This is a genomic window from Streptomyces sp. A0592 (genome assembly GCF_004795115.1).
Taxonomy (GTDB): Bacteria; Actinomycetota; Actinomycetes; order Streptomycetales; family Streptomycetaceae; genus Streptomyces; species Streptomyces erythrochromogenes.
In genome coordinates this window covers 116,522-127,033 of sequence record NZ_SSBM01000021.1, presented here as the reverse complement: position 1 = coordinate 127,033, position 10,512 = coordinate 116,522, and the positions used below count along the sequence as shown (strand labels likewise).

9 protein-coding genes and 1 pseudogene are annotated in these 10,512 nt (G+C 76.0%); 7 read left to right on the top strand and 3 right to left on the bottom strand.

What is annotated here, in order from left to right; translation table 11 throughout:
* Positions 1–129: pseudogene (locus E6U81_RS26535) on the top strand (ectoine/hydroxyectoine ABC transporter ATP-binding protein EhuA); the annotation flags it as partial.
* 106 nt (positions 130–235) lie between these two features.
* Here the strand turns inward: E6U81_RS26535 and E6U81_RS26530 are convergent.
* The gene (locus tag E6U81_RS26530) at positions 236–1,036 is read right to left on the bottom strand and encodes a class I SAM-dependent methyltransferase (protein WP_136232590.1); all 801 of its coding nucleotides are present in this window, start codon (positions 1,034–1,036) and stop codon (positions 236–238) included.
* Positions 1,037–1,118: 82 nt separating this feature from the next.
* On the opposite strand from E6U81_RS26530, the gene E6U81_RS26525 reads away from it, so the two are divergent.
* The gene (locus E6U81_RS26525) at positions 1,119–1,748 is read left to right on the top strand and encodes a CGNR zinc finger domain-containing protein (protein WP_136232589.1); all 630 of its coding nucleotides are present in this window, start codon (positions 1,119–1,121) and stop codon (positions 1,746–1,748) included.
* Here E6U81_RS26525 and E6U81_RS26520 read toward each other — a convergent pair.
* Positions 1,652–2,074: a S24 family peptidase gene (locus E6U81_RS26520; protein ID WP_136232588.1), complete on the bottom strand. Its 423-nt coding sequence runs from the start codon at positions 2,072–2,074 to the stop codon at positions 1,652–1,654. The two genes, E6U81_RS26525 and E6U81_RS26520, sit on opposite strands and share 97 nt — an antisense overlap.
* Before the next feature lie 171 nt (positions 2,075–2,245).
* On the opposite strand from E6U81_RS26520, the gene sodN reads away from it, so the two are divergent.
* The gene (sodN, locus tag E6U81_RS26515; RefSeq protein ID WP_030036761.1) at positions 2,246–2,641 is read left to right on the top strand and encodes a superoxide dismutase, Ni; all 396 of its coding nucleotides are present in this window, start codon (positions 2,246–2,248) and stop codon (positions 2,639–2,641) included.
* Between the two features lie 176 nt (positions 2,642–2,817).
* Here the strand turns inward: sodN and E6U81_RS26510 are convergent, their stop codons facing one another.
* Positions 2,818–3,003, bottom strand: coding sequence for a DUF6104 family protein (locus tag E6U81_RS26510; protein ID WP_010061466.1), 186 nt, complete (start codon positions 3,001–3,003; stop codon positions 2,818–2,820).
* Between the two features lie 106 nt (positions 3,004–3,109).
* On the opposite strand from E6U81_RS26510, the gene E6U81_RS26505 reads away from it, so the two are divergent.
* From E6U81_RS26505 to fxsA, 4 genes are all read left to right on the top strand, one after another.
* Complete coding sequence (locus E6U81_RS26505) at positions 3,110–5,320, top strand: trypsin-like peptidase domain-containing protein (RefSeq protein WP_136232587.1); 2,211 nt, start codon at positions 3,110–3,112, stop codon at positions 5,318–5,320.
* Positions 5,321–5,361: 41 nt separating this feature from the next.
* Positions 5,362–6,399: a MoxR family ATPase gene (locus E6U81_RS26500; protein WP_136232586.1), complete on the top strand. Its 1,038-nt coding sequence runs from the start codon at positions 5,362–5,364 to the stop codon at positions 6,397–6,399.
* 6 nt (positions 6,400–6,405) lie between these two features.
* Complete coding sequence (locus E6U81_RS26495) at positions 6,406–9,759, top strand: SAV_2336 N-terminal domain-related protein (protein WP_136232585.1); 3,354 nt, start codon at positions 6,406–6,408, stop codon at positions 9,757–9,759.
* 100 nt (positions 9,760–9,859) lie between these two features.
* A complete protein-coding gene (gene fxsA / locus E6U81_RS26490) occupies positions 9,860–10,057 on the top strand; it encodes an FxSxx-COOH cyclophane-containing RiPP peptide (protein ID WP_136232584.1) in 198 nt (65 codons plus the stop codon).
* Positions 10,058–10,512 lie beyond the last annotated feature (455 nt).

Here is a 10,512-nt window from a genome sequence, read left to right as displayed (position 1 = left end):
GCCCGCGAGGTCGGCGACAACCTCGTCTTCATGGACGGCGGCGTCGTCGTCGAGTCGGGCCACCCCCGCGAGGTACTGGGCAACCCCCAGCACGAGCGGACGAAGGCCTTCCTCTCCAAGGTGCTGTAGTCGGCGGCGCCGGGCGCCGCACGCGGACACGGCCGAGGGGCGGTACGGGAATCCGTACCGCCCCTCGGCCTTGCCGCGTCCTGTTCCCGCCGCCCTTGCCGATTGCCTACTTCAGACCCAGGACCAGCGCGTCGGAGGGCGAGCGCCAGACCGTACGGGCCTCCGCGAAGCCCGCGGCGCGCAGGGTCTCGGCGTGCCAGGCCGCGGAGGGGGTGTCGCCGTCGGCGTGCTCCCCGTAGATCTCGAAGCGGCGGGCGGTGGGCTCGGCCAGCGCCGGGCCGGCGGCGGCCAGGGCCCACCACTCGCGCCAGTCCACCGCCCCGGACGCCTTGGCCCGGTCCATGCCGGCGTGCCGGTGGGCGCGCTCGGCGGCGTTGATGCGCGGGGTGGCCGGGTCGGGCATGTGGTCGGCGTTCATGAACGCCCCGCCGGGGACGAGCAGCGGGGCGAGCTGCCCGTACAGCACCGCCAGGTCCTTGCTGTGCAGCCAGTGCAGGGCGGTGGCGGTCAGGATGACGTCGTACCCCTCGCGGCCGTCACGGGGGAGGGCCGAGCGCCAGTCGGGGTCCTTGAGGTCGGCGGTCACGAACGAGACCCGCTCGTCCCCGGAGAAGTGGCCCCGGGCGATGGTCAACAGCGCGGGGTCGAGATCGACGCCCGTACTGGTGGCTCCCGGGAACCGCTTGAGGACGCGGTCCGTAATACTTCCCGTACCGCATGCGAGATCCAGCACCCGGGGGGTGGGTCCCACCAGTGCCTCGACCATGTCCAGCATCACCCGGAACCGCTCCTCGCGGTCGGGCATGTACCACTCCTGCTGGCGGTCCCAGCTGTCCTGCCAGGCCTGCCAGTCGGTACCGGTCCGCCCCGCGTCGGTCGTGTCCGCCGTGTCCGTCGCATCCGCCATCCCGAACCCCTCCCTACGTAATACCCTCGAAGACGTCTCAGCTGTTACGAGAGACATTAATCCGCAGCCGTAAGGACTACAAGTGGAACTGGCCCATTACTCGGACTTCGCCGTGCGCCTGGTCAACACCGAGGAGCCGGCCCGCAACAAGGACGCGCTCACTTCGGTGGACGCCGTCCGCGCCCTGTTCGGCGCCAGCCAGCAGATGGCACGCCGCGTCACGGACACCGACATCACCCGCTTCCGCAACGTGCGCGGCCGGCTGCGGGCCGTCTTCGAGGCCGCCGACGGCGGCGACCACGTCCTCGCCGTCGACCTGCTGAACTCGCTGCTCATGGAGTTCCCCATCAGCCCCCAGGTCTCCGGCCACGAGACCCTCGCCGACGACGGCCGCCCCGACTGGCACATCCACCTGGCCGAACACCCCTCGAACGCCTCGGCCGGCTACGCCGCCATGGCCGCCATGGGACTGGCCTTCGCCCTCACCGAGCACGGCCCCGACCGCCTCGGCCTGTGCCAGGCCGCGCCCTGCCGCAACGCCTACCTCGACACCTCCACCAACCGCTCCCGGCGCTACTGCTCCGACCGCTGCGCCACTCGGGCGAACGTGGCGGCCTACCGCGCCCGCAAGCGACTGGAGGCCGAGGCGTCGGCCCGCAGCACGCGCAGCGACGAGGCCGCCCAGGACAGCCGGGCCCTCAGCGAGCGCTGATCCTCCTCGCGCGGCCGGAACCGCAGGACCGCCGTCGCCAGCACCAGCTCCCCGGGCACCGCCCCGTAGACGGTGCTGTCGCCGGTCTCGTTGAACGGGTTGTCGCCCAGCACCCACCAGGAGCCGCCGGGCCGCCGCTCCACCGCGCGCTTGACCACGAGCAGGTCCTGCTGGAACGGATGGCGCAGCACCACGATGTCGCCCGGCCGGACGGCGGCCCCGTAGCGGACCACGAGCCGGTCCCCGTCCAGCAGTGTGGGCACCATCGACGGACCCGTCACCTCCACCACCTCGAACCGCCTGGGCGGGCGGGCGCTCTCCACCATGCGTGTCCTCCTCGTCACTCCCGCATGCTGCCCCACGGCTCCGTACATTCGCTCACCGGTCCGGCCGTGACCCTGGACTTTTGTCCCAAGCCCATGGGGGCCCCCGCGAAATCCGGTTCTGCAGCGAGTAATGTCCCCCTTGAGAAGACGATCACGAGGAGGACAAACTCCATGCTTTCCCGCCTCTTCGCCCCCAAGGCGAAGGTCTCCGCCCACTGCGACCTGCCGTGCGGCGTGTACGACCCTGCCCAGGCCCGCATCGAGGCCGAGTCCGTCAAGGCCGTACAGGAGAAGTACCAGGCCAACGACGACGCCGACTTCCGCGCGCGCGCCATCACCATCAAGGAGCAGCGCGCCGAGCTCGCCAAGCACCACGTCTCGGTGCTGTGGAGCGACTACTTCAAGCCGCCGCACTTCGAGAAGTACCCGCAGCTGCACACCCTGGTCAACGACACCCTGAAGGCCCTCTCGGCCGCCAAGGCGTCGAACGACCCGGCGACCGGCCAGAAGGCTCTCGACCTCATCGCCGAGATCGACCGCATCTTCTGGGAGACCAAGGCCGCCTGAGCCTTGCCCTCCGCGCAGAGGGGCCCGTCCGCAGCAGCGGACGGGCCCCTCCGGCGTACCGGACACAAGTCCCTTGGGCGTCCAGGCGGTCGGCGCCGGTCCGGGTGGCCCCGATCGGGCGTCGCCGATTCGGCCAAAACCGGACCGGCCCGCCGAGTCGTCGGGGCCGGCCCCGACTACTCGTCCTCGTCGTCCTCGTCGTCCAGCCGGGCCAGCCAGGTGGCCAGGCGCTCCACCGGGACCTCGAAGTCCGGGTTCAGGTCGACGAAGGTGCGCAGCTGCTCGGCGAGCCACTCGAAGGTGACCTCCTCCTCGCCGCGCCGCTTCTCCAGCTCCTCGATGCCGCGATCGGTGAAGTACAAGTCGGGCTCCGTGCCGTGATGTGGATGTGCAGGGGGTGTTTCCCGCCAGGATAATCCGCGGCGCCCGGGAGGCCTCCCGGGCCCGGTACCGCCGACGCTAGCCTGGATGTCCGACGAGCGGGCGGGGGCGTGGATGACCGACGGGCGCACGACCGGGACGGCGCGCGCCTTCGAGCTCCTCGAACCCCTCGTCCAAGCGGCGACGGTACGCGTCCACGCCCCGCCGGGCGGGTATGACAACCCCGGCAGCCATCGGACCGGTCCCACGTGGGGGAGCGGTTTCTTCATCGCCCCCGGCTGGGTCCTGACGTGCGCGCACGTGGTCGGCGAAGGGGGTGCCGCCGTGCGTCTGACAGGCCGCGAGGTCGGCATCACCTTCCACTCCGGCAGACCCCGCCCCGGCGGGCCCGGCGCGTCCGGCGCCGTCACCGGGACCGTCACCGGGCGCGTGGAGTGCGTACTGCCCGAGCGCCTGGAGGAACGACGGCCCGGCCGGCACGCCCTGTGGGACCTCCCCGACCTGGCCCTGGTCCGGGTACTGGCCCCCGTCTCCCACACCTGCGTCTGGCTCACCGACCGCTCCCGACCGCGCTTCGACGAGGTCGCCTACTTCGGCTGCACCGAGGACCTGGGCACACCCGAGATCACCGGCCGCACCACCCGGCTGCGCGGCACCGCCGGGAACGGCGCCGCCATCCGGCTCGCCGACGACGACGAGATCGACCCCGGCATGTCCGGCGGGCCCGTCGTGGACCTGGCCCGGGGCGAGGTCGTCGGCGTGGTCAAGGCCCGCCGGCAGACGGGCGGCGGCGGACTCGCCGTCTCCGTCGTCCAGCTGCGCACCCTCCCGATGGCCGCGCGCGGGCAGGTCGGGCTCTACCGCCGGATCATGCAGGCCCACGACCTGTACCACTACGACCAGCACCTCAGCGACCTCGACAACCGCCGCACCTGGACCGACGTGCACGGCGAACTCCCGCCGCAGGAGCGCGACCCGTACGGCGGCCGCGGCCGGCTCACCCCCGGAGAACGCACCACCCTGTGCGGACTCCTGGCCGAACTGCCCCCGCCGAGCTCCTCCGAGGCCGTACGCGCCCTGGTCGAGGCCGTCCGCGGCGAGGAACCGGACCCGCAGCCGCCGGCCCCGCTGAGCTGGCGCGACGGACTGGGGCTGCTGCACGACCCGCCGGGCGGGACCGGCGAGGCCGCTGCCATGCTGCGCTACGCGGCCGACGTCAGCGTGGCCGACTACCGCGAGCCCCCGACACCGGGCGCCGACGAGGAACTGTGGGACTGGGTACGGGCCACGGCCGAGCGGCTCTGGCGGCCCCTGCGGCGCGAACTCGGCGAGCGCCACGAGCGGGGCCTCGCCGAACGGGAGCGCCGCCGCCGGGCCTCGGCCGGCCGGACCGCGGGCGGCCCGGCCCGGCGGGCCGGCGGACTGCCGCCCGGGGCATCGGTCCTGCTGGAGGTGTGGGCGCACGGCTGGGAGCACCTCTACGACTGGCGGGTCTCCGTGCTCGCGGGCCCGGCCCACCCCGGACGTCTGACCCCCGTGGACGCGGGCGTAAGGGCCACCGTGGCGGACCTGCCGGAGCGGTTGCGGGCCCCGCTCGCCGAAGCCTTCCGGCGGTGCGACACCCACATGGCGGCGGCCCTGCTCGAAGTGGCAGTGGCCCCCGAGCTGTTCGGGCTGGCGGTCGAGGACTGGGTGGTGGCCGGCGGGGTACCGCTGGGCGTGCAGCGGCCCGTGGTCCTGCGCCACCCCGGCGGCCCGGACTGCCACGTTCCCGGCGCCCGCCCCGGCGGCCCGGACGCCCACGCTCCGGACGCCCACGCTCCCGACGCCCACCCGGCGGACCACGAGGGCAGCCGCGCCGCCGCCCGGTGGGCCCGGGTACAGGCGGGACCGCTCCAGGACGAACGGGCCGACTGCGCCGGCGGCCGCCCGCGCGCACCCTCCGCCGCCTGGCTGTCCGGCCTGCCCGACAACACCGTCCCGGTGCACTGCCGGGCCGCCGACCAGGAACCCACGCTGGAGTCCCTGCACGCGGTACGGGACGCCGGCTACGGCGTGGCCGTGACCCGCAGGCCGCCGCCGGACCCCGGGGTGTCGTGCGCGCCGTTCCACCGCGGGCTGCGGGAGGAACTGGCCGACGCGGGGCGGGCGGAGGTGCTGCCGCTGCGGTTCCAGACGTTGCGGGGACGGGCGTACGGGGCGGACCCCGACGCCTACTGGGCGGCGGGGGCGGGGCTGGTGTGGGAGGACCCGGCGCGGCCGCTGCCGGACGTCGAGCCGCTCCACGGCGACCTGTGACGGCGCCCGGCCCGGCGGATTCGAGGGAGGGAACACGCACCATGAACGACGACTGGCTGATCTACCGCGGGGTCGGCGAGCCCCACGACGGCATCGACGCCCTGCCCGACCCGCCGCCCTGGCGGGCTTTCGACGGCGGGCCCGTCGTGGAGCCGGGCTCCGCGGCCGCGGCCGCCGAGGGCAACGTCGCCCGCCGGCTCGGAGCCCACCGGCAGGCCGCCGAACTGCACCGGCCGGAACCGGAGGAGCTGGAGGCGATCAACGCGGCCCTGTACCTGCGGCGGCCGCTGCTCGTGACCGGCTTTCCCGGAACCGGCAAGTCCACCCTCGCGCACTCCGTCGCCCACGAGCTGAAGCTCGGACGGGTGCTGCGCTGGCCGGTGGTCTCGCGGACCGTCCTGCAGGACGGGCTCTACCGCTACGACGCCCTGGCCCGGCTCCAGGACGTGCAGCTCGCGGCCGGCGGCGCGGGGGCGGCCGGCGCGGCCCCCGGCACGTTGCCCGGCGCCGTCCCCGGCATCGGGAAGTACATCCGGCTCGGGCCCCTGGGCACCGCCCTGCTGCCCGGCACGCGACCCCGCGTGCTCCTCGTCGACGAGCTCGACAAGAGCGACATAGACCTCCCCAACGACCTCCTGAACGTCCTGGAGGAAGGGGAGTTCGCCCTCCCCGAGCTGGAGCGCGTCGCCGACACCCAGCCCGAGGTCGAGGTCCTCACCGACGACGGGACGAAGGCGACCGTGCGGGGCGGACGGGTCCGCTGCCGGTCCTTCCCCTTCATCATCCTCACCAGCAACGGCGAGCGGGACTTCCCCGCCGCCCTGCTGCGGCGCTGCATCCAGCTCAGACTCGGGCAGCCCGGCGAGAAGCGGCTGGCCACCATGGTCCGCGCCCACCTCGGCGAGGAGGCCGCCCGGCTCGGCGGCGACCTGATCCGCGAGTTCCTGGGCCGCTCCCAGTCCGAGCTGGTCGCCGCCGACCAGCTCCTCAACGCCGTCTACCTCACCCACTACGCCTCCCCGGCGACCCGCGAGGACCTCGCCGACCTCCTCATCCAGCGGCTCGACCGCCCGAGGTGACCGGCCGTGCCCGAACCCGCCGAACCCCCCTGCGGCGCAGTTCCGCCGCCCCCCGCGCCGCCGCCCCCCGCGCCCGGCGTCCGTGAACTGGCCGCCCTGCTGCGGGCCGCCGGGCTCGACCCGTCCGCCGAGGAACTCGCCGACGCCCTCTGGCTCGCCGGGCACATCCGCGGCCCCGGACCCGCCCTGCCGGGCGCCCCGGGGCCCGGCACCGAAGCCGAGCCCGAGGATCCTGCCGCGGAACCCGTGGAGCCCGTACGCGCGGAGGCGGACACCGAGGACCCGGTACGGCTCTACGCCCCCGGGGCGCACCCCGCCGCGGAGGCCGAGGGCGGGACGCCCGAGGAGTCGCCCGAGGAGTACGGAGTACCCGTACGCGTGCCCGGGGCGGCCGCCCTGCCCCGCATCCTCGACGTCCAGCGCTCCCTGCGCGCCCTCCAGCGGCACCGCCCGCCCGCCCCGCCCACCCGCCTCGTGATCGACGAGGGCGCCACCGCCGACGCCAGCGCCCGCGCCCTCGGACTGCTCATCCCCGTGCTCCGGCCCGAGAGCCGCCGCGAGGCGACCGTGCGGCTCGTGATGGACGCCTCGCCCTCCATGGCCGTCTGGCAGGACATGTTCGAGGAACTGCGCACCGTCTGCGAGCGGTTGGGGGCCTTCCGGGACGTCCAGGTGCACTACCTGCACCGCCGCCAGGACGGCACGGCAGCGCTCGGACGCGGCCCCGGCCCCGGCTCCGGACTGCGTTCCGGGGACCAGCTGCGGGACCCCACCGGCCGGGCACTGACCATGGTCGTCTCCGACTGCGCCGGCCCCCTGTGGCGCGAAGGGGCGGCGCAGCGCCTGCTGTACCGCTGGGCCGAATGCACCCCGTGCATGGTCGTCCAGCCCCTGCCGCAGCGGCTGTGGGGGCGCAGCTGGCTGCCGACCGAGCGGGGCACCCTCGCCCGGCTGGAGGGCGCCGGGCAGAAGCTGCGGTTCCGACCGGACCGACCGGCTCCGCCCGGGCGGCCCACGGGCGGGATCGCCGTACCGGTGCTGCCGCCCAGCCCGACCGCCCTCGGGGCGTGGGCCCGGCTCGTCGCCGGCCTCGGCACCGGGCCGGTCGCCGCCGAGGTGGGCCGCGTAAGGGCCGACCACCCGGCCGCACCCGTCCCGCCGCCGCCCGCCGTCCGTCCGCCGCGGGAACTCGTGGCCCGGTTCCGCTCCTCGGCCGCGCCCCGCGCCGTACAGCTGGCCGTGTACCTGTCGGCGGCCCCGCTGACGCTGCCCGTGATGCGGCTGGTGCAGCGCACGATGCTGCCGGACTCCGAACCGTCGGACCTGGCGGAGGTGCTGCTCAGCGGGCTGCTCCGGCGCAGCGGGCCGGGCCCGGGGCACTGGTACGAGTTCGTGCCCGGGGTGCAGGACGTCCTGCTGGGGCCGCTGGGACGGGACGAGGCGGCGCTGGTCCTCAAGCACTGCTCGGAGTACGTACGGGCGCACTTCGGGGCAGGCGTACGCAACTTCCCCGCGCTGGCGGTCGCCCAGCTGACCGGCGTGGCGCCGGCGGTGGCCGGGCCCGGGCCCGACGACGGCGAACAGGCCCCCGAAGGGCGGCTCCCGCAGGCCTTCGCACAGGTTTCGGCCAAAGTCGTACGACGCTACCTGCCCGGGATGCCGCCCGACGGCCTGCCGGTCCGGGAACCTCGGACGGCCCCCCTCATCGCACGGGCCGGAGCGGTGCGCGCCGCCCGGGACCGGCTCGCGGACGCCGACGCCGACGGCGACTCGGGCGCACGCGCCCTGCACGAGGCCGTGGCGGTCCTGCGGCGGGCGGTGGCCGCCCCGGCCGGGCCCGCGGACCCGCCGGAGGAGGCCGAGACGGAACTGGCAGGGGCCCTGCTGCGGCTGTGGGCGGCCGAACGGGAACCGGAACTGCTCACCGAGGCGGAGCGGGCCGTGACCGGGCTGCGGACCGCCGCGGCGTGGGCGGTGCGCGGCCGGGTGCTGTACGAACGGGCGCTCGCCGCCGGCCCGGACCCCGAACTGCTCGCGGCGGCGGACCGCGAGTTCGCGGCGGCGGCGGCCGCCACGGCCGACCCCGAGCTGCGGCGGGACTGCGCGGTACGGCGGGCCGAGACCCTGATCCGGCTCGGCGGGCTGCGCGAGGACGCGGGCGCGCTGCGCGAGGCCCGCGCGGCCCTCGAACCCCTGGCGGGCCCCGTTCCCGGCGGGGACCCCGGCCCGGACCCGGAGGCGGCCCCCGAGCCGAACCCGGAGCCGCATCCCGGGCCGCACCCCACTGCGCATCCCGAGCTGCACCTGGCCCTCGGCCGGGTCCTGCTGGCCCTCCTGCCCCGCACCCCCGACCCGGCCGAGCACGCCGCCCTGGCCGAGGAGGCGGCGGCCCGCCTGGCGGCAGTGCTGGCCTCGGTCCCGGCCGCCCCGCCGACCGGGGCCGGCCGCGCCGCAACGGGGGCCGCGCAGGTGCGCGTGGAACTGGCCGACGCACTGCGCCACCTGCCCGCGCGGCTGGAGGAGGCCGCCGGGCAGCTGGCCGCCGCCCTGGAGGAGACCGGCGCGGACCCGGAGCCGCGGGTGGCCGCCCTGCTGTGCCTGGCCCGGGTCCACCGCGAGCGGTACGCGCGCGACGCCGACCCGGCGGCGCTGGAGGACGCGGCCGAGGCGTACGGCCGCGCCCGCAGGCTCGTACCCCGCGACGGGGAGGCCTTCCGGGAACTCCTGCCCGAGTGGGGGGACGTACTCCTGGACCGGGCCCGCGGCGCCGGCGGCCGCCGGTTCACCGGGGCGGCCGTACGCGTGCTGCGCGAGAGCCGGGCGGCGGTCCCGCAGTCCGACGCGGGAGCCGCGCACCGGCTGATGCGCCTGGCCACCGGGCTGCGGCTGCGGCACGCCTACGAGAGGGACGCGGTCGACCTGCGAGAGGCGGAGTACCTGCTTGAACTGGCCGTCCGCAACAGCCGCGGCCCGCTGGAACGGGCCCGCGCCTGGCGGGACCACGGCGACGTGCAGCAGGAGATCCACGGCCACACGCGGGCCGCGGACCGCCTCGACCGGGCGGCCGAGTCCTACCGGCTGGCCTGGCGGGCCGCCTTGGAGGCCGACCGCGAGGGCCGCGACGACCACGAGGGCCGCGAGGAACACGACGGCCGGGCGGGCCGCGAGGACACCGCGCTGCGCCTGGCCGCGCGCGTGCAGGAGTCCCGCGGGGAGGTGCTGGAGCGGCTCGCACGGCCCAGGGCCGCCCTGGAGGACTACCGCTCGGCGCTCCAGCTCTGGAAGCGGATCGGCACCGACCCCGACGGGCGCTCCGAGGGGCTCCGCGCACGGGTACGGGCCCTGGAGGCGGGGCAGTGACGGCCCGGCCGCGGGCGGGGCCCGCTGTTTCCGCGGCCCGGCCCGGGGGAAAAGGCAGGGAACCGTCCGGAATGCGACGCGACATGGGGAGCGGCGGCACATGGTGACGAAACGTCAGGACGTGGCGCCGGCCTCCGCCCCGGGATGCCCGGGGCGACTGCCGGACCTCTCCGGGCTCGACCTGGCCGCCCTGCGCGGGATCGACCACCCCGTACTGGCCGAGGTGATCGAAGGCCTGGTCGAACGCGTGACCCACCCGGCGGAAATCCTCAACGCGTTCGACTCCAGCGCCGCTTAGCTCCCGCTGGGGTTGCGGGTCTCCCCGGGGCGGCTCGCCTCCGACCCTTCGGCTCCCGCCGGGGTGGCCGGCTGTCGCGGGGCGGGGCCGGAACGGTTCGGCTCCCGCCGGGGTGGCAGGTTCCCGCGGTCCGGGATGGCACGGTGCGGCTCCCGCCGGGGGCGGGGCCGGTACCGTGCGGCTCCTGCCGGGGTGGCTGGGTTTCCGCGGGGCGGGATGGAACGGGTGGGGCGGTGCCCCGCCGGAGTATCTCCTCGGCTCGGCGCGTGCGGGGGGTCTCGGCCAGGCGGCCTGGGTTGCGCGCTCGTCCTGCGGGGACACTCCGCCGTGTCCCCACCCCACGCCGGCGCTCCGCTACCCCTGCCCGTGCTGCGTGCTCCGGGCCGGCGCGGTTGGCTTCCCGGTACCGGGCTCGTACTGCTGGAGTGGGGACGGGGAGGGGTGTCCCCGCAGGC

Excerpts from the sequence above, each read along its gene's own strand:
- E6U81_RS26505 (WP_136232587.1), top strand. The coding sequence starts at position 3,110 with ATGTCCGACGAGCGGGCGGGGGCGTGGATGACCGACGGGCGCACGACC.
- sodN (WP_030036761.1), top strand. The coding sequence starts at position 2,246 with ATGCTTTCCCGCCTCTTCGCCCCCAAGGCGAAGGTCTCCGCCCACTGC.
- E6U81_RS26500 (WP_136232586.1), top strand. The coding sequence starts at position 5,362 with ATGAACGACGACTGGCTGATCTACCGCGGGGTCGGCGAGCCCCACGAC.
- E6U81_RS26520 (WP_136232588.1), bottom strand. The coding sequence starts at position 2,074 with ATGGTGGAGAGCGCCCGCCCGCCCAGGCGGTTCGAGGTGGTGGAGGTG.
- E6U81_RS26530 (WP_136232590.1), bottom strand. The coding sequence starts at position 1,036 with ATGGCGGATGCGACGGACACGGCGGACACGACCGACGCGGGGCGGACC.
- fxsA (WP_136232584.1), top strand. The coding sequence starts at position 9,860 with ATGGTGACGAAACGTCAGGACGTGGCGCCGGCCTCCGCCCCGGGATGC.